This is a genomic window from Streptomyces sp. NPDC000345 (assembly GCF_042898825.1).
Classification (GTDB): domain Bacteria; phylum Actinomycetota; class Actinomycetes; order Streptomycetales; family Streptomycetaceae; genus Streptomyces.
Window position 1 is genome coordinate 1 of the sequence record NZ_JBIAZE010000018.1, and the last position, 17882, is coordinate 17882.

The 17882-nt window shown below is 70.5% G+C and carries 16 protein-coding genes, 1 rRNA gene, 1 pseudogene and 1 riboswitch; of the genes and pseudogenes, 12 read left to right on the forward strand and 6 right to left on the reverse strand.

Annotation, left to right across the window (positions count from 1 at the left end; all coding sequences use genetic code 11):
* The 11 genes and pseudogenes from rrf to ACFY30_RS32720 form a co-directional block, all read left to right on the forward strand.
* Window positions 1-95: ribosomal RNA gene (gene rrf, locus ACFY30_RS32670) — 5S ribosomal RNA — on the forward strand; the annotation flags it as partial.
* 109 nt (window positions 96-204) lie between these two features.
* Window positions 205-813: a CDP-alcohol phosphatidyltransferase family protein gene (locus ACFY30_RS32675; RefSeq protein ID WP_390848759.1), complete on the forward strand. Its 609-nt coding sequence runs from the start codon at window positions 205-207 to the stop codon at window positions 811-813.
* 116 nt (window positions 814-929) lie between these two features.
* Window positions 930-3425: a sugar phosphate nucleotidyltransferase gene (locus tag ACFY30_RS32680; RefSeq protein WP_390657150.1), complete on the forward strand. Its 2496-nt coding sequence runs from the start codon at window positions 930-932 to the stop codon at window positions 3423-3425.
* Window positions 3426-3523: 98 nt separating this feature from the next.
* Window positions 3524-4429 (forward strand): DUF881 domain-containing protein, encoded by a 906-nt coding sequence (locus ACFY30_RS32685; protein ID WP_390848760.1) that lies wholly within the window; start codon window positions 3524-3526, stop codon window positions 4427-4429.
* A complete protein-coding gene (locus ACFY30_RS32690; RefSeq protein ID WP_003988855.1) occupies window positions 4426-4758 on the forward strand; it encodes a small basic family protein in 333 nt (110 codons plus the stop codon). Before ACFY30_RS32685 ends, ACFY30_RS32690 begins: the two co-directional genes overlap by 4 nt.
* A gap of 5 nt (window positions 4759-4763) precedes the next feature.
* Window positions 4764-5597, forward strand: coding sequence for a DUF881 domain-containing protein (locus ACFY30_RS32695; RefSeq protein ID WP_390848761.1), 834 nt, complete (start codon window positions 4764-4766; stop codon window positions 5595-5597).
* Window positions 5598-5679: 82 nt separating this feature from the next.
* Window positions 5680-6564, forward strand: a complete 885-nt coding sequence (locus tag ACFY30_RS32700; protein WP_390657874.1) for an FHA domain-containing protein — start codon at window positions 5680-5682, stop codon at window positions 6562-6564.
* Window positions 6565-6606: 42 nt separating this feature from the next.
* Window positions 6607-7344, forward strand: a complete 738-nt coding sequence (locus tag ACFY30_RS32705; protein WP_390848762.1) for a MerR family transcriptional regulator — start codon at window positions 6607-6609, stop codon at window positions 7342-7344.
* A gap of 83 nt (window positions 7345-7427) precedes the next feature.
* Entirely contained in the window at window positions 7428-7901 is a 474-nt protein-coding gene (locus tag ACFY30_RS32710; RefSeq protein ID WP_055634823.1) for a bifunctional nuclease family protein, read from the forward strand.
* Window positions 7902-8142: 241 nt separating this feature from the next.
* A complete protein-coding gene (locus ACFY30_RS32715; RefSeq protein WP_390657154.1) occupies window positions 8143-8826 on the forward strand; it encodes a MerR family transcriptional regulator in 684 nt (227 codons plus the stop codon).
* Window positions 8827-8891: 65 nt separating this feature from the next.
* Window positions 8892-10399 (forward strand): annotated as a pseudogene (locus ACFY30_RS32720) (DNA polymerase IV).
* Here the strand turns inward: ACFY30_RS32720 and ACFY30_RS32725 are convergent.
* Window positions 10321-10692: a PRC-barrel domain-containing protein gene (locus ACFY30_RS32725; RefSeq protein WP_390657156.1), complete on the reverse strand. Its 372-nt coding sequence runs from the start codon at window positions 10690-10692 to the stop codon at window positions 10321-10323. The pseudogene ACFY30_RS32720 and the gene ACFY30_RS32725 sit on opposite strands and share 79 nt — an antisense overlap.
* A gap of 112 nt (window positions 10693-10804) precedes the next feature.
* Window positions 10805-10900: riboswitch (glycine riboswitch) on the forward strand.
* Window positions 10901-11085: 185 nt separating this feature from the next.
* Here ACFY30_RS32725 and gcvP point away from each other — a divergent pair.
* The gene (gcvP, locus tag ACFY30_RS32730) at window positions 11086-13971 is read left to right on the forward strand and encodes an aminomethyl-transferring glycine dehydrogenase (protein ID WP_390848764.1); all 2886 of its coding nucleotides are present in this window, start codon (window positions 11086-11088) and stop codon (window positions 13969-13971) included.
* 60 nt (window positions 13972-14031) lie between these two features.
* Here the strand turns inward: gcvP and ACFY30_RS32735 are convergent, their stop codons facing one another.
* The 5 genes from ACFY30_RS32735 to ACFY30_RS32755 form a co-directional block, all read right to left on the reverse strand.
* Entirely contained in the window at window positions 14032-14451 is a 420-nt protein-coding gene (locus ACFY30_RS32735) for a molybdopterin-binding protein (RefSeq protein ID WP_390848765.1), read from the reverse strand.
* A gap of 28 nt (window positions 14452-14479) precedes the next feature.
* Window positions 14480-15565, reverse strand: a complete 1086-nt coding sequence (locus ACFY30_RS32740) for an ABC transporter ATP-binding protein (RefSeq protein WP_390848766.1) — start codon at window positions 15563-15565, stop codon at window positions 14480-14482.
* Window positions 15562-16446, reverse strand: a complete 885-nt coding sequence (locus tag ACFY30_RS32745) for an ABC transporter permease (RefSeq protein ID WP_390848767.1) — start codon at window positions 16444-16446, stop codon at window positions 15562-15564. The genes ACFY30_RS32740 and ACFY30_RS32745 overlap by 4 nt, the downstream gene beginning before the upstream one ends.
* Complete coding sequence (gene modA, locus ACFY30_RS32750; RefSeq protein ID WP_390848768.1) at window positions 16443-17264, reverse strand: molybdate ABC transporter substrate-binding protein; 822 nt, start codon at window positions 17262-17264, stop codon at window positions 16443-16445. Before modA ends, ACFY30_RS32745 begins: the two co-directional genes overlap by 4 nt.
* A 159-nt stretch (window positions 17265-17423) precedes the next feature.
* Window positions 17424-17819 carry a molybdopterin-binding protein gene (locus ACFY30_RS32755; protein WP_390657162.1) on the reverse strand — a complete coding sequence of 132 codons (396 nt, stop codon included), beginning with the start codon at window positions 17817-17819 and terminating at the stop codon, window positions 17424-17426.
* Window positions 17820-17882 lie beyond the last annotated feature (63 nt).

Here is a 17882-nt window from a genome sequence, read left to right on the forward strand (position 1 = left end):
AAACGCCCGGTTACATTCCGAACCCGGAAGCTAAGCCTTACAGCGCCGATGGTACTGCAGGGGGGACCCTGTGGGAGAGTAGGACACCGCCGAACTCCTTTTAGAGCTCTGGCTCTTGGGCATGCAGCCCAGGAGCCAGAGCTTTTTTGCGTTGAGGTAGGGTCAGGGAGCATCGTTGGCTCATTTTCTACTGGAGGCCCCCGGGTGGCAGTCCAGGAGACCCGTGTTCAGACGGACCGGGTCCTCACCATCCCGAACATCCTCAGCATGGCGCGTCTCCTCGGCGTGCCCCTCTTCCTGTGGCTGATCCTCAGGCCCGAGTTCGGGGGCCCGCAGAGCGACGGCTGGGCGCTTCTGGTGCTGGCTCTGAGCGGCGTCAGCGACTACCTGGACGGCAAGCTCGCGCGGCGCTGGAACCAGATCAGCAGCCTCGGCCGGCTCCTGGACCCCGCTGCGGACCGCCTCTACATCCTCTCGACCCTGGTCGGCCTCACCTGGCGGGAGATTCTGCCTCTCTGGTTGACGGCCGTACTTCTTGCGCGGGAACTGCTTCTGCTGGTCATGGTGGGCATCCTCAGGCAGCACGGCTATCCGCCGCCCCAGGTGAACTACCTGGGCAAGGCGGCCACCTTCAACCTGATGTACGCGTTCCCGCTGCTCCTGCTCAGTGACGGAAGTGGATGGCTCGCGTCACTCGCTGCTATTTTCGGATGGGCGTTCGCAGGATGGGGTACAACCCTGTACTGGTGGGCAGGAGTCCTCTACGTGGTGCAGGTCCGCCGCCTGGTTCGTGCGGACGCCATGGCCGACTGACCTCGCCGATTGGTGACAGCAGTGGTGGCTCGATGGCCCGTTGCGGAAAAGTGCGGGACAATCTGGATGGGGAAAGTCGGCTAGACCGTCGTCTCTTTTAGGAGGACGCTTCCGACATGAAGGCCGTTGTGATGGCCGGAGGCGAAGGCACGCGCCTTCGCCCCATGACCTCGAGCATGCCCAAGCCGCTCCTGCCGGTGGTCAACCGGCCGATCATGGAGCACGTACTGAGGCTGCTCAAAAGGCATGGGCTCAATGAGACCGTCGTGACCGTGCAGTTCCTGGCCTCATTGGTCAAGAACTACTTCGGTGACGGTGAAGAGCTCGGTATGGAGCTCAGCTATGCCAATGAGGAGAAGCCACTCGGCACCGCGGGAAGCGTCAAGAACGCAGAGGAAGCGCTGAAGGACGACGCCTTCCTCGTCATCTCCGGCGATGCCCTGACGGACTTCGACCTCACCGAGCTGATCAACTTCCACAAGGAAAAGGGTGCGCTCGTCACCGTCTGTCTGACGCGTGTGCCCAATCCGCTGGAGTTCGGCATCACCATCGTCGACGAAGAGGGCAAGGTCGAGCGGTTCCTCGAGAAGCCGACCTGGGGCCAGGTCTTCTCGGACACCGTGAACACGGGCATCTACGTCATGGAGCCGGAGGTCTTCGACTATGTCGAGGCCGATGTGCCCGTCGACTGGTCCGGCGATGTCTTCCCGCAGCTGATGAAGGAGGGGAAGCCGATCTACGGCTTCATCGCCGAGGGCTACTGGGAGGACGTCGGCACGCACGAGAGCTATGTGAAGGCCCAGGCCGACGTGCTCGAGGGCAAGGTCGACGTGGAGATCGACGGCTTCGAGATCTCCCCGGGCGTATGGGTGGCGGAAGGTGCCGAAGTGCATCCCGACGCCGTTCTGCGCGGGCCGCTGTTCATCGGCGACTACGCGAAGGTCGAGGCCGGCGCGGAAATCCGTGAGCACACCGTCGTCGGTTCCAATGTCGTGGTGAAGAGCGGGGCCTTCCTGCACAAGGCCGTCGTGCACGACAACGTGTACGTCGGGCAGCACAGCAATCTGCGGGGCTGTGTCGTCGGGAAGAACACCGACATCATGCGCGCCGCCCGGATCGAGGACGGCGCCGTCATCGGCGACGAATGCCTGATCGGTGAAGAATCGATCGTGCAGGGCAATGTGCGGGTCTACCCGTTCAAGACCATCGAGGCCGGCGCGTTCGTCAACACCTCGGTGATCTGGGAGTCCCGCGGGCAGGCGCATCTCTTCGGCGCCCGCGGAGTGTCCGGAATCCTGAACGTCGAGATCACGCCGGAGCTGGCGGTGCGTCTCGCCGGCGCCTATGCGACGACGCTCAAGAAGGGCTCCACGGTCACCACGGCCCGCGACCACTCCCGTGGCGCCCGGGCGCTGAAGCGGGCGGTCATCTCCGCGCTGCAGGCCAGCGCCATCGACGTACGGGACCTGGAGAACGTGCCGCTGCCCGTGGCGCGGCAGCAGACGGCGCGTGGGTCGGCCGGCGGGATCATGATCCGGACCTCGCCCGGGGTTCCGGACTCGGTGGACATCATGTTCTTCGACAGCCAGGGCGCCGATCTGTCGCAGGGCAGCCAGCGGAAGCTGGACCGGGTGTTCGCGCGGCAGGAGTACCGGCGGGCCTTCCCGGGAGAGATCGGGGACCTGCACTTCCCGGCCAGCGTGTTCGACTCGTACACGGGATCGCTGCTGCGGAACGTGGACACGACCGGGATCGCCGAGTCCGGGCTGAAGGTCGTCGTCGATGCCTCGAACGGCAGTGCGGGACTGGTGCTGCCGAGTCTGCTCGGGAAGCTGGGCGTGGACTCGCTGACCATCAATCCCGGTCTCAACGAGTCCAGGCCCACGGAGACCGGTGATCAGCGGCGCTCGGGTCTCGTGCGGCTCGGGGAGATCGTGGCCTCGTCGCGGGCGGCGTTCGGAGTGCGGTTCGATCCCGTGGGCGAGCGGCTCTCCCTCGTCGACGAGAAGGGCCGCATCATCGAGGACGACCGGGCACTGCTGGTGCTGCTCGACCTGGTGGCCGCGGAGCGGCGCAGCGGGCGGGTGGCGCTCCCGGTGACCACGACGAGGATCGCCGAGCAGGTGGCCGCCTATCACGGGACGCAGGTCGAGTGGACGACGACCTCGCCCGACGACCTGACCCGGGTCGGGCGGGACGAGTCGACCATCTTCGGCGGGGACGGCAAGGGCGGGTTCATCGTCCCGGAGTTCAGCAGTGTCTTCGACGGTACGGCGGCCTTCGTGCGGCTGATCGGGCTGGTGGCGCGGACGCAGCTCACGCTGAGCCAGATCGACGCGCGGATTCCGCGGGCGCACGTCCTGAAGCGGGATCTGGCGACTCCGTGGGCCGTCAAGGGGCTGGTGATGCGGCGGGTCGTCGAGGCGGCCGGAGACCGCTTCGTGGACACCACCGACGGGGTGCGGGTGGTCGAGACGGACGGGCGTTGGGTGATGGTGCTGCCCGACCCGGCCGAGGCCGTCACCCATCTGTGGGCGGAGGGGCCCGACGACGCCTCCGCGCAGGCCCTGCTGGACGAGTGGTCGTCGGTCGTGGACAGCGCGGGGCGCTGATCCGCGCACCACACGCGCGTGCCGGACAAGTGTCCCCAAGGGGGCCTGTCCGGCACGCCGGTGGGGCCATTCGGAGGTAGTGGTCGCGACATGCGACGATGTGCGGCATGCCGCAGCAGCCCCCCGTTCGGAGCACACCCGCGCGCGCGACGCGCCCGGACGCGTCCATGTCGCTGCTCACCAACGTCATGGACCACAGCCTCGACGACGGCTACGCCGAGGCCGCCGCGCGGAAGCAGTCCGAGGGCACCGGCGGCCTGCCCAAGACCCTGCGGGCGAAGCTGGGTCTCGCCGCCGGTCTGGTGCTCGCGGCCCTCGTGGTGACCGTCGGCGCGGCACAGGCGCGTATCGCGGCCCCGGTCGTCGCCAAGGAGCGCGAGGAGCTGATCGACCGCATCGACAGTGAGACGAGGGCGGCCGACGACCTGGAGAGCACGGTCGACAAGCTGCGCGACGACGTGAGCGCGCGGCAGCGGGAGGCGCTCGAGAAGAGCGGCGGCAGCGGGCAGGCGGACCTGGTGAGCGTTCTGTCGGGGGCCGTGGAGGTGCACGGGCCCGGGATCAAGCTCGTCGTGAACGACGCCAAGGAAGCCACCACGGGCGGCGACGGCGACCCTCGGGAGACCTCCGGGTTCTCGGACACCGGGCGGGTCCGTGACCGTGACATGCAGAAGGTGGTCAACGGACTGTGGGCTTCGGGTGCCGAGGCCGTCTCGATCAACGGGCAGCGGCTGACGGCCCTGTCGGCGATCAGGGCCGCGGGTGACGCGATACTGGTCGACAACAAGCCGCTGGTGCCGCCGTACACGGTGCTCGCGGTGGGGGACGGGAAGAACCTCAGCAGCCGGTTCCAGAACAGCGCCGACGGCGTCTATCTGAACGTGCTGCAGGAGAACTACGGCATCCGGACGGCCATCTCCGTGGAGGACGACGTCCGGCTGCCCGCCGCACCGAGTGTGATCGTACGTACTGCACAGCCGAGAACGGAGAAGGGCACATCGTGATCGCCGTACTGGGCCTCGTCGTGGGAGTCGTGGCCGGCCTGTTGGTCCGGCCTGAGGTTCCGGCGGTCGTCGAGCCTTATCTGCCGATCGCCGTCGTGGCGGCGCTGGACGCCGTGTTCGGCGGTCTGCGGGCCATGCTCGACGGCATCTTCGACGACAAGGTCTTCGTCGTGTCGTTCCTGTCGAACGTGGTCGTGGCCGCGCTGATCGTGTTCCTGGGCGACAAGTTGGGTGTGGGTGCCCAGCTGTCCACCGGTGTCGTGGTCGTCCTCGGCATCCGGATCTTCTCCAACGCCGCGGCGATCCGCCGGCACGTCTTCCGGGCGTGAGGCCGATGAGCAGCCCGGACGAGGCGGCCGAGAACAGGCTGCGCAAGGAACTGCCCGAGGAGGTCCCGGCGCCCCCCTCCGCGAAGGAGCAGCCCGAGGACGCCGCCGAGCCGGCGCTGACCGGCCGGCAGCGCCTGGTGAAGGGGCTGTGGCCGCCGCGCGTCACCCGGGCCCAACTCATCGTCGCCCTGCTGCTGTTCGGTCTCGGCTTCGGCCTGGCCGTCCAGGTCGCCTCCAACAGCGACAGCGGAAACGCGCTGCGGGGGGCGCGCCAGGAGGATCTTGTCCGCATCCTCGATGAACTCGATGACCGAAGTCAGCGTCTTGAGGACGAGAAGCAGGGCCTCGAGAAGCAGCGGGAGGAACTGGAGAACAGCTCCGACCAGGCGGAGGAGGCCCGCAAGCAGACGGTCGAGAAGGAGAAGCAACTCGGCATTCTGGCGGGCACGGTGGCCGCGCAGGGGCCGGGCATCACGATGACGATCGAGGACACGAAGGGGACGGTCGAGGCGGACATGCTGCTCGACGCGATCCAGGAACTGCGCGCCGCCGGCGCCGAGGCGATCCAGGTCAATGACGTGCGGGTCGTGGCCGGCACCTACCTGACGGATTCGGACGACAGCGTGAGCGTCGACGGGAACAAGATCAACGCGCCGTTTCGTTTCAAGGTCATCGGCAACCCGCAGGACCTCGAACCGGCGCTGAACATCCCTGGAGGCGTGGTGCAGACTCTCGAGAAGGAGCAGGCCACCGTGACCGTGGAGCGGTCGGACAAGATCGTTGTGGACGCCTTGCGAGCAGCGAAGCAGCCTGACTACGCTCGGTCGTCCTCCCGGTGAACCGGGGGCGCATGGGGGACAACCGGCAGGGGCATGAGGATGCGGGGGGTCGGCGCACCGATCCGGTGGTGCGTGGTGGAAACTGTCTGGTGGATACGGACGTTGTGAAGGTGTCCGGGTCGGCCGGTGTATTCAGTCAGGGTTCGTCCTGCCCCACGGGCGGGTCTGTTTCGGTCAAGGGGAATCGCCCGTGAAGTTGTTTGCGAAGTTGTTCGGCAAGAGCGCGCGAGAGGGTGGCGACAACGCGACCGCCCGCCATCGCGCACAGCCCGACGCTGAGGGCCAGCGGCCGCTGTTCCGGGACCAGGTCGGTGGTCCGGGCGGTGACATTTCCGGAGGTCAGGGCGCGGCGTCTGTTGACCCCGCCCAGTCCGGCGGCATAGGTTTCGGCCAACCGTCAACCTCAAGTACGGGTGGAGGGTTTTCTCCCATGTCGGCCCTGGTGTGTACGAGGTGCGGTAACCGCAACGCGGAGAACAGCCGCTTCTGCTCCAACTGCGGCGCCCCGCTGCGCCCCGGTCTGACGCCCGAGCGCGCGTCGGAGACGACCTCCACCATCTCCATCTCCGGTCTCGAGGCCTACGACTCCGAGGCCACCGGCCAGACCCAGCTGCCGGCGCTCTCCCCGGAGGCGCAGGCCGCGGTCGACGCGCTGCCGTTGGGCTCCGCGCTGCTGGTCGTGCGCCGCGGTCCGAACTCGGGCAGCCGCTTCCTGCTGGACGGCGACCTGACCACGGCCGGGCGTCACCCGCAGAGCGACATCTTCCTGGACGACGTGACGGTGTCGCGTCGCCATGTGGAGTTCCGTCGCAACCCGGACGGCACGTTCAAGGTCGCGGACGTCGGCAGTCTGAACGGCACGTACGTCAACCGCGAGCGGATCGACGAGGTCGCTCTGTCGAACGGTGACGAGGTGCAGATCGGCAAGTACCGGCTGGTCTTCTACGCGAGCCAGCGGGGCTACTGACCCTCCCCCGGAGTCCGTCCGGGGGGAACAGAGGGAAGGTCCATGCTTCAAACACCGAGGGGCGGTGCCGGGAACGGCACCGCCGCCGCGGACGGTGGTCTGATGAGCATCGGCACCGTGCTGACCGCGCTGCGCGACGAGTTCCCCGAGGTCACCGTCTCCAAGATCCGTTTCCTGGAGGCGGAGGGCCTGATCGAGCCGCAGCGGACCCCCTCGGGGTACCGCAAGTTCAGCGCGGAGGACGTCGAGCGCCTCGGCCACGTACTGAGGATGCAGCGGGACCACTATCTGCCGCTCAAGGTGATCAGGGAGCACCTGGACGCCATGGAGCGGGGCGAGGCCCTGCCGTTGCCGAGCGTGGGCCGGCAGCGGGACGGGGAGGCCGCCCCGGAGCCCGCAGAGGGGCCCACGGCGGCCCGGATCGGGCGGGCCGAGCTGCTGGCGGCCGCCGGGATCGACGAGTCCGAGCTGGCGGAGTGGGAGTCCTACGGGCTCCTCGTCCCGCTGGAGAACGGCGTCTACGACGCGGAGGCCGCCACGGTGGCCTCGGTCGTCGCCGAGCTGGGGCGCTTCGGGATCGAACCCCGCCATCTGCGGGTGATGAAGGCCGCGGCCGACCGTGAGGCCGGGCTGGTGGACCAGGTGGTGGCCCCGCTCAGGCGTCACCGCAACCCGCAGACCAGGGCCCACGCGGAGGCCCGTACGAAGGAGCTGGCGGGGCTCACGGTCCGGCTCCACGCGGCGCTCGTGCAGACCGCGCTCGGGGTCCGGCTGCCCTGAGACGCCCGTTTCGCCCTGGCGGATCGGTCACCCGTTCCCGGCCCGACTACCCAAACGTCCCGGGCACGGCCTAGGGTTGCTGTGTGAACGAGCTCGATGTCGTAGGTGTCCGGGTCGAAATGCCCTCCAACCAACCGATCGTGCTGCTGCGTGAAGTGGGAGGCGACCGTTACCTCCCCATCTGGATCGGACCGGGGGAGGCGACGGCGATCGCCTTCGCCCAGCAGGGCATGGCCCCCGCGCGACCGCTGACCCATGACCTGTTCAAGGACGTGCTGGAAGCCGTCGGCCAGGAGCTCACCGAAGTGCGCATCACGGATCTCCGGGAGGGTGTCTTCTACGCGGAGCTGGTCTTCGCCAGCGGTGTCGAGGTGAGCGCACGCCCGTCCGACGCCATAGCGCTGGCGCTGCGCACCGGGACGCCGATCTTCGGCAGCGACACGGTCCTCGACGACGCGGGCATCGCGATCCCGGACGAGCAGGAGGACGAGGTGGAGAAGTTCCGCGAGTTCCTCGACCAGATCTCGCCCGAGGACTTCGGCACCAGCAACCAGTAGCCGCGGCTTCGGCGGCAGGCCCTCGGCACGAGGACGGCCGCCCTGTTTCCGGCACGTGCCGACGGCGAGTGAGAGCGTCCTACGCCCCGTGCGGAGCGCATTCGGCTAGCCTTTCCCCGCGGTGGGGTGCGGGAAACCACTCTTAGGGTGATTATCACCCGGCGTGGCGAGTGTGGCGATCGTTGACGCACCCCTGGTGACTGCCTACCGTCGAGAGGGCAGGTCAAGGACGGAGGTCGGCGTGAGAAGCAGCGGCGACGGTACGGCTGGGGGTGCCCCCGGACTCGGTGTCGGGGGGAGCGGTCCGTACCCTCCCCCAAGCTCTCGGCTACGCCCGAGCAGGGGATACCCCCATCAGGGCAGTGCGGCCGACCACGCTCCGCAGCGACCCGCGGCCGTGCCGAGCAGCGGAGGGGCGACGTCCATGGCGTCCGAGCAGATCGGCTACCGCGGACCGACGGCCTGCGCGGCCGCCGGCATCACCTACCGGCAACTCGACTACTGGGCCCGTACGGGTCTCGTCGAGCCCAGCGTGCGGCCCGCGTACGGGTCGGGTACGCAGCGGCTGTACAGCTTCCGGGACGTCGTCGTCCTGAAGATCGTCAAGCGGTTCCTCGACACCGGGGTCTCCCTCCAGAACATCCGTACCGCCGTCCAGCACCTGCGGGAGCGCGGCTTCCGTGACCTGGAGCGCATGACGCTGATGAGCGACGGCGCGACGGTCTACGAGTGCACCTCGCCGGACGAGGTCCACGCGCTGCTCCAGGGCGGCCAGGGCGTCTTCGGGATCGCCGTGGGCGTGGTCTGGCGTGACGTGGAGAGCGCGCTGTCGCAGCTGCACGGTGAACGGGTCGACACCGGTGAGACGCTCGTCGGGCCGAACCCGGCGGACGAGCTGGCCCGCAGGCGCAACCGGGCGGTCTGAGGCACCTCCCGGCGGAGGACGGCTGCGCGGGGCCGTTGTCAGTGGCGTGGTGCAGCATCGGAGATGTGAGAAACGCGCCCACGATCCTGCATCTCGACATGGATGCCTTCTACGCCCAGGCGGAGCAGGCGTCCAAGCCGAGTCTGCGGGGGAAAGCCGTGGTCGTGGGCGGTCTGGGGCCGCGCGGGGTGGTGGCCACCGCCTCGTACGAGGCGCGGGCCTTCGGGGTGCACTCGGCGATGCCGACGGCCCAGGCGCGCCGGCTGGCACCGAACGCGGCGTACCTGGTGCCGCGCTTCACGTTCTACCGGTCGATCAGCGACCAGGTGATGGCCTTGCTGCGGGCGTTGTCACCGCTGGTGGAGCCGCTGAGCCTCGATGAGGCGTTCGTGGACCTGGAGGCCGGGGGAGCGGCCTGGGACAGCGAGTCGGCGCGGCTGGCCGGGGTCCGGTTGCGGGCGGACATCCGGGCCGTCACCGGCCTCACGGGGTCGGTGGGGCTGGCCGCCTCGAAGATGCTGGCGAAGATCGCCTCCGAGGAGGCCAAGCCCGACGGCCTGGTGCTCGTCGAACCGGGAACCGAGCGGGCCCTGCTCGGGCCCATGTCGGTGCGGACGCTGCCCGGCGTCGGCCCGGCCACCGGAGACCACCTGCGGCGGGCCGGCATCACCACGGTCGACGAACTCGCCGAGGCCGGCGAGGACGAGCTGGTGCGCCTGGTGGGCAAGGCGCACGGGCACGGGCTGTACGCGATGGCGCTGGCGCGGGACGACCGGCCCGTGGTGGCGGAGCGGGAGGCCAAGTCGGTGTCGGTGGAGGACACGTACGACGTGGACATCCACGACCGCACGCGGGTGGAGCTGGAGGTGCGGCGGCTTGCGGAGCGGTGTGTGCGCAGACTGCGGGGCTCGGGCCTGTCCGGGCGGACGATCGTGCTGAAGGTGCGGCGCTACGACTTCTCCACGCTCACCCGGTCCGAGACCCTGCGCGGGCCCACGGACGATCCGGCGGTGGTGCGGGAGGCCGCCGCCCGGCTGCTGGAGTCCGTCGACACCACGGGTGGGGTACGGCTGCTCGGGGTCGGCGTCAGCGGTCTGGCGGACTTCACGCAGGAGGACCTGTTCGCGCAGGCGGCGGAGGAGGAGCGGGGCGTCGGGGCCGAGGAGGTGGTTCCCGAGGAGCCCGCCGGCGAGGAGCCGGTGCCGGTCGAGCACCGGTGGCGCCCCGGACATGACGTGGTCCACGCCGAGCTGGGGCACGGATGGGTGCAGGGCAGCGGCCTGGGCCGCGTCACCGTGCGGTTCGAGACGCCGGAGTCGGCGCCGGGGCGCGTACGGACTTTCCGTGTGGACGACCCGCTGCTGGCTCCGGCGGAACCACTGCCGCTGGTGCGGCGAAGACCTGAGGAGGACGGGGCTCCGTGCTCGCCCCTCCCGGATGGCTCGCCCTCCCCTGACCGGACGGTGGGATCCGGGACCACCGGGTGAGCGCCGCTCAGCTCTCGTCCGTGCCCGCGAGCCTGCCGAAGTCGTGGTCCGGGAAGGCGGGAGGCGCGGCCACGTCGAGGCCGTAGTGGTGGTAGAGCTGGAGTTCCTGTTCCGGGGAGAGGTGCCGGCCCACGCCGAAGTCGGGGGCGTCCTTGATCAGGGCCCGGTCGAAGGGGACGCGCAGGGCGCCGTCGACCAGTTCGCTGGGCTCCAGGGGGACGAAGGCGTCCCGGGAGAACAGGCCGGTCCGTATGGCCGCCCACTCCGGCACACCGGTGGCGTCGTCCAGGTAGACCTCGTCGACGGTGCCGATCCTGGTCCCATTGCGGTCGAACGCCTTGCGGCCGATCAGGTTGCGCGGATCGATGTCGGTCTGCACGGGCCCTCCACTTGGTCGCAACTCATCCGTAAGCACTACAAAAGAACACATCGGGACGGGCGGCCACTCGAGGAGGTCCCGTTGACCTCGCTGGTAGTCTGGCAACGGCTGCTGACCCCGTGCGGGAGAGTCCTCCGGAGATCACCGGAGGCGCCGAAGGAGCAAATCCTCCCCGGAATCTCTCAGGCCCACGTACCGCGCGGACGAGGTCACTCTGGAAAGCAGGGCGGATGTCGACGGCGTCGACGGCCTCCGTCCTCACCGACGGTGAAAACCGGCTGCCCCCGTGGCGGTCGGTGAAGCTCTCAGGTTGAGATGACAGAGGGGGAGGCCGTCCGGGTACCCGCGTCGTGGTGCCCCTCGAAGGTCGCGTCAGACCAGGAGGCCTCAGAAATGACCGCCGATCGCATTCCGCTCTCCGAGCTCGAACAGGGCATCCCCTTCGAGCAGCGCCACATAGGGCCCGACCAGGAGGCGCGGGCCAAGATGCTCGCGCAGGTCGGTTACGGCTCGCTCGACGAGCTCACCGCCGCCGCGGTCCCGGACGTGATCAAGAACGCCGACGCGCTGGACCTGCCGTCCGCGCGCACCGAGGCCGAGGTCCTGGCGGAGCTGCGCTCGCTGGCCGACCGCAACCAGGTCCTCGACTCCATGATCGGACTCGGCTACTACGGCACGTTCACGCCGCCGGTCATCCTGCGCAACGTCATGGAGAACCCGGCCTGGTACACGGCCTACACCCCCTACCAGCCGGAGATCTCGCAGGGGCGCCTCGAAGCCCTGCTGAACTTCCAGACCATGGTCGCCGACCTCACCGGGCTGCCGACCTCCGGTGCCTCCCTGCTCGACGAGGGCACGGCAGCGGCCGAGGCGATGGCGCTGTCCCGGCGGATGGGGAAGAACAAGAAGGGCCTCTTCCTGGTCGACGCGGACGTGCTGCCGCAGACCGTCGCCGTGATCGAGACCCGCGCCGAGCCGGCGGGCGTGGAGGTCGTGGTCGCCGACCTCGCCGAGGGCATCCCGGCCGACCTCGCCGCGCGTGAGATCAACGGCGTGCTGCTGCAGTACCCGGGCGCCTCCGGTGCCGTACGCGACATCAAGGCCGTGATCGACCAGGCGCACGGGCTCGGGGCGCTCGTCACCGTCGCCGCCGACCTGCTCGCGCTGACGCTGCTGAAGTCGCCCGGTGAGCTGGGGGCGGACATCGCGGTCGGGACGACGCAGCGGTTCGGTGTGCCGATGGGCTTCGGCGGTCCCCACGCCGGCTACATGGCGGTGCACGAGAAGTTCGCGCGCAGCCTGCCCGGGCGGCTCGTGGGTGTGTCCGTGGACGCGGACGGCCACAAGGCCTACCGGCTCGCGCTGCAGACGCGTGAGCAGCACATCCGGCGAGAGAAGGCCACCAGCAACATCTGCACGGCGCAGGTGCTGCTCGCGGTGATGGCCGGCATGTACGCCGTGTACCACGGGCCCGACGGACTGCGGGCGATCGCGCGGCGGACGCATCGGTACGCCTCGATCCTGGCCGCCGGCCTCGCGGCCGGCGGGGTCGAGGTCGTGCACGGCTCCTACTTCGACACGCTGACCGTGCGGGTGCCCGGCAAGGCCGCGGAGGTCGTCGCCGCCGCACGGGACCACGGGGTCAACCTGCACCTCGTCGACGCCGACCAGGTGTCGATCGCGTGCGACGAGACCACGGCGCGGGGCCAGGTGGCCGCCGTATGGGCCGCCTTCGGGGTCACCGGGGACATCGAGGCGCTCGACGCGGTCACCGAGGAGACGCTGCCGGCCGGGCTGCTGCGCTCCGACGCGATCCTCACCCACCCCGTGTTCCACCAGCACCGGTCCGAGACCGCGATGCTGCGCTATCTGCGCCGGCTCGCCGACCGGGACTACGCGCTGGACCGGGGCATGATCCCGCTGGGCTCCTGCACCATGAAGCTCAACGCGACCACCGAGATGGAGCCGGTCACCTGGCCCGAGTTCGGGCAGCTGCACCCCTTCGCGCCCGCCGGGCAGGCGGAGGGCTACCTCACGCTCATCCGGGAGCTGGAGGAGCGGCTCGCCGAGGTCACCGGGTACGACAAGGTGTCGCTGCAGCCCAACGCCGGTTCGCAGGGCGAGCTGGCCGGGCTGCTGGCCGTCCGCGGTTACCACCGGGCCAACGGGGACGAGCAGCGGACCGTGTGTCTGATCCCGTCCTCCGCGCACGGGACGAACGCGGCGAGCGCCGTGATGGCCGGGATGAAGGTCGTCGTCGTGAAGACCGCCGAGGACGGCGAGATCGACGTCCAGGACCTGCGGACGAAGATCGAGCAGCACCGGGACGAGCTGGCGGTGCTGATGATCACGTACCCGTCGACGCACGGGGTGTTCGAGGAGCACGTCGCCGACATCTGCGCGCAGGTGCACGAGGCGGGTGGGCAGGTGTACGTCGACGGCGCCAACCTCAACGCGCTCGTCGGGCTCGCCAAGCCGGGCCACTTCGGCGGTGACGTGTCCCATCTGAACCTGCACAAGACGTTCTGCATCCCGCACGGTGGCGGCGGCCCGGGCGTCGGGCCGGTGGCGGTGCGGTCGCACCTCGCGCCGTACCTGCCGAACCACCCGATGCAGCCCGCCGCCGGGCCCGAGACCGGCGTGGGGCCGATCTCGGCCGCACCGTGGGGTTCCGCGGGGATCCTGCCGATCTCCTGGGCCTACGTCCGGCTCATGGGCGGCGAGGGGCTCAAGCGGGCCACGCAGGTGGCCGTGCTCAGCGCCAACTACATCGCCAAGCGGCTCGAGCCGCACTACCCGGTGCTGTACACCGGCCCCGGCGGGCTGGTCGCGCACGAGTGCATCATCGACCTGCGGCCGCTGACCAAGGCGACCGGGGTGAGCGTCGACGACGTCGCGAAGCGTCTCATCGACTACGGCTTCCACGCGCCGACGATGTCGTTCCCGGTGGCCGGAACCCTGATGATCGAGCCGACCGAGTCCGAGGACCTCCTCGAGCTGGACCGGTTCTGCGAGGCGATGATCGCGATTCGCGCGGAGATCGAGAAGGTCGGCTCGGGTGAGTGGCCGGCCGAGGACAACCCGCTGAGCAACGCCCCGCACACCGCCGCCGCGCTCGGTGCCGAGTGGGACCACGCGTACACGCGCGAGGAGGCGGTCTTCCCGGCCGGGGTGTCCGCCGCCGACAAGTACTGGCCGCCGGTGCGCCGGATCGACCAGGCCTTCGGGGACCGCAACCTGGTCTGCTCGTGCCCGCCGCTGGACGCGTACGAGGACTGAGCGAAAGCCGAAGGCCGAGTGCTCCGCCCAGCTCGGGCGGGGCACTCGGCCTTCGGCGGGTCAGGCCGTCATGAGGGCCACGTCGGTGGACTTGACCAGCGCGATGACGTCGGAGCCCACGAAGAGGCCGAGGTCAACAGCCGCGTCCTTGGTGATCGCGGCGGTGAGTTCGCCCCCGTCCACGGTGATCTTCACCATCGTCATGACCTCACCGAGCGTGAGTCCGGTGACCGTGCCGAAGAGCTGGTTGCGGATCGAGAGCCCCTCGACCCGGGTGCCGGCGACGGAGACCTCCGTGGACTTCACCAGCGCGCGGACGGCGGTGCCGGCGGCGAGGGCGAGCTCGTCCACGGCCTCCAGCGTGATGGCCGCGGTGAGGTCCTGGCCGCCGTCCAGACGGATCTTGACGGTGGCCATGATCTCGCCGGGATGGACGGCGGTGACGGTGCCGGGGAGCTGGTTGCGGATGCTCAGGGTCATGGGCAGCAACGGTATGACCCCGGGTGTGCTATGCCGGGTATGCGTGAGTCTGTGCCGCCTTGACCGTCGCCCAGACAGGGGCGCCCGGATGCAGATCGAGTTCGGCGGCGGCGACGGCGGTGAGGTCGGCGGCGAGGGGGAGCGCGCCGGTGAGGGCGGCGCGGATCTGGTCGCCGTGGGTCTCCAGGCCGGTGACCTCGCAGGGCCAGAGGTTGCGTGCGCTGGCACCGACGGGGCGGTCCCGGTGGAGGGTGACCGCGCTCGGCGGGAACGCGACGAAGACGGGGCCGGACAGGACGTCCGTGGTGGTGATCGTCGGGCCGGCGTCGAGGCGGACCGTGTGACCGTCGGCGAGGCCGCGGTAGAGGTTCAGGCCGACCAGCTGGGCGATGTAGTCCGTACGCGGGTGACGGGCGATGTCGGACGGGGTGCCCTCCTGGACGACCCGGCCGTCCTCGACCACGACGAGACGGTCCGCCAGGACCATGGCGTCGAGCGGGTCGTGCGTGACGAGGACGGCGACCGCCTCGAAGCCCGCCAGATGGCGGCGCAGCTGAGCGCGCACCTCCAGGCGGGTGCGCGCGTCCAGGGCGGCGAGGGGTTCGTCGAGGAGCAGCAGCCGGGGGCGGGTGGCCAGGGCGCGGGCGAGGGCGACGCGCTGGGCCTGGCCGCCGGAGAGGCGGCGGGGCCTGGTACGGGCGTGTTCGGCGAGACCCATCCGCGCCAGCCACTCCGCGGCCTGGGCGCGGGCCTCCGCCTTGGCGGCGCCGCGGCAGCGGGGCCCGAAGGCCACGTTGTCCAGGGCGGTGAGGTGAGGGAAGAGGAGGTAGTCCTGGAAGACGACACCGACCGGTCGGGCCTCCGGCGGCGTACGTTCCAGGGCCCTGCCGTCCAGGCGCAGGTGGCCGCCGTCGAGCGGGAGGAGGCCGGCCAGGGCGCGCAGGGCGGTGGTCTTGCCGGCGCCGTTGGGGCCGAGGAGGGCCACGACGTCGCCGGGGGCGGCGGTCAGGGCGACATCGAGCCGGAAGGGGCCCCGGTCGACGACGAGGCGGGCGTCGAGGCCCTGGCCGGGTCCGGCCTCGGGCATGCGGGCATCCTCGCGCGGGGTGCTCATGACGCCGTCATCCAGCGGTCCCGCAGACCGGCGAGGACGGCGATCGAGACGGCCAGCAGGACCAGGCTGAGGGCGATGGCGGCCTCTGGGTCGCTCTGCAGGGCCAGGTACACGGCCAGCGGCATGGTCTGGGTACGGCCCGGGAAGTTCCCGGCGAAGGTGATGGTCGCGCCGAACTCGCCGAGCGCGCGGGCCCAGGCCAGGACGGCGCCGGCCGCGATGCCCGGCGCGATCAGGGGGAGGGTGACCCGGCGGAAGGCGGTGAACCGGGAGGCGCCGAGGGTGGCGGCGGCCTCCTCGTAGCGCGGGTCGGCCGCCCGGAGGGTGCCCTCGACGCTGATGACCAGGAACGGCATCGCCACGAACGTCTCCGCGACCACCACGCCGGCCGTGGTGAAGGGGAGGGTGACGCCGAACCAGGAGTCCAGCCACTGGCCGACGACGCCGTTGCGGCCGAGGGCGAGCAGCAGCGCCACACCGCCGACGACCGGGGGCAGGACGAGGGGGAGGGTCACCAGGGCGCGGACCAGGCCGCGGCCGGGGAAGTCCGTGCGGGCCAGGAGCCAGGCCAGCGGCACCCCGACGACCAGGCTCACCGCGGTCGCCGCCGTGGCGCACACCAGCGACAGCCGCAGGGCCTGCCAGACCTCGGCGCTGGTCAGCTGCTCGGGCAGGGTGTGCCAGGGGGCCCGTACGAGGAGGGCGACGAGGGGGACGAGGAGGAAGGCGAGCCCGAGGAGGGCCGGGAGGAGCAGGGGGAGCGGGACACGGCCCCCACGGAGGGCACCGCCGCCCCTGCGCAAGCCGCCCCCGCGGGCGCGGCGGCGCCGCGGGCCGCCCTCCGGGGTGTCCGCGGCGCCGGTCGTGGCGGGAGACGTCACGGCTTCAGGAACCCGGCCCCGGTCAGCACCCGCTGACCTTCCGCGGACCGCACCAGGGCGATGAACGCCTTGGCGGCCCCGGCGTTCGGCGCGTCCTCGAGCAGGGCGATCGGGTAGTCGTTGACGGCGTCGGCGGACTCGGGGAACTCCACGCCCTCCACCTTGTCACCGGCCGCGCGCACATCCGTCCTGTACACGACCGCGGCGTCCGCCTCCTTCAGCTCGACCTTGGTCAGGGCGGCCTTGACGTCCTGCTCGTAGGAGACGGGCGTGAGCCGGAGACCGCTCGCCTGGAGCGCCTTCTGCGCGGCGGCGCCGCACGGCACCTCCTTGTCGCACAGCACGACCTTCAGGCCGGAGCGGGTGAGGTCCTTCAGGGAGGCGACCTTGTCGGGGTTGCCGGGCAGGGTGGCGATCTCCAGCTGGTTGCGGACGAAGGTGACCGGTTCGGTGGCGTTGTCCTTCGCGTCCGTCACGATCGCCATGGTCCTGGGGCTGGCGGAGGCGAACACGTCGGCCGGGGCACCACTGGTGATGCTCGCCGCCAGAGTGTCGCTGCCGCCGAAGTTGAAGGTGACCTTCGTGCCGGGGTGCGCCTTCTCGAACTCCTCGCCCAGTGCCGTGAAGCTCTCCTTGAGCGAGGCCGCCGCGAAGACCGTGACCGTGCCGGAGAGCCGGGTGGAGGCCGGGGAGGAGCCGGAAGCGGCCTTCGTGTCACCGGAGCCGTCGGAGGAGCAGGCGCTCAGGGCCAGCAGCGCGGCGGCTCCCGCGCCGGTCACCCGGCAGGCGCGGCGGCTGCGGCCCTGGGTACGGGTCATCACGGTGTGCTCCTCGGTCTCAGCGGCCCCTCGAACGGCCCAGTGTGATGATGATGCCGCATATGCGAGACAGAAGTCTCCTGTGGCTTCGCATAATCCGAGGAGGAGGCCTCCGATGCCCTGCATGTGCGTTCGTGCCGGGGCGTGGACCGTGACGGTTCAGACGCGGTCGATATGGACGTTTGTCGACTTCACCCGGGCGGTGGCCTCCATGCCGACCTCCAGGCCCAGTTCCTCGACGGCCTCCCGGGTGAGCAGGGAGACCAGGCGGTGCGGGCCGGCCTGGATCTCCACCTGGGCGGCGACATCGCCGAGCTTGATCGCGGTGACGATGCCGGGGAAGGCGTTGCGGGCCGAGGTGTACGGGGGTTCCTCGTCCGCACCGTCGGACCGGGCGAGTTCCACGGAGAACGCGGCGAGGTCCTTGCCGTCGATCAGACGCCGTCCCGCCTCGTCGCGGTGGGTCGCCACCCGGCCGGCGTCCGCCCAGCGGCGCGCGGTGTCGGGGCTCACGCCGAGCAGCCGTGCCGCCTGGCCGATTGTGTAGCTCTGCATGCGGCTCACGATAGGGCCGGGAGCGAGGTGTACGGCCCGCCAGGGCGTTCCCCGGCGCAGCGA

Bases quoted from the DNA above. Each gene is read 5' to 3' on its own strand.
- ACFY30_RS32680 (WP_390657150.1), top strand. From the start codon at position 930: ATGAAGGCCGTTGTGATGGCCGGAGGCGAAGGCACGCGCCTTCGCCCC.
- ACFY30_RS32685 (WP_390848760.1), top strand. From the start codon at position 3,524: ATGTGCGGCATGCCGCAGCAGCCCCCCGTTCGGAGCACACCCGCGCGC.
- ACFY30_RS32695 (WP_390848761.1), top strand. From the start codon at position 4,764: ATGAGCAGCCCGGACGAGGCGGCCGAGAACAGGCTGCGCAAGGAACTG.
- ACFY30_RS32705 (WP_390848762.1), top strand. From the start codon at position 6,607: ATGCTTCAAACACCGAGGGGCGGTGCCGGGAACGGCACCGCCGCCGCG.
- gcvP (WP_390848764.1), top strand. From the start codon at position 11,086: ATGACCGCCGATCGCATTCCGCTCTCCGAGCTCGAACAGGGCATCCCC.
- ACFY30_RS32735 (WP_390848765.1), bottom strand. From the start codon at position 14,451: ATGACCCTGAGCATCCGCAACCAGCTCCCCGGCACCGTCACCGCCGTC.
- ACFY30_RS32740 (WP_390848766.1), bottom strand. From the start codon at position 15,565: ATGAGCACCCCGCGCGAGGATGCCCGCATGCCCGAGGCCGGACCCGGC.
- modA (WP_390848768.1), bottom strand. From the start codon at position 17,264: ATGACCCGTACCCAGGGCCGCAGCCGCCGCGCCTGCCGGGTGACCGGC.
- ACFY30_RS32755 (WP_390657162.1), bottom strand. From the start codon at position 17,819: ATGCAGAGCTACACAATCGGCCAGGCGGCACGGCTGCTCGGCGTGAGC.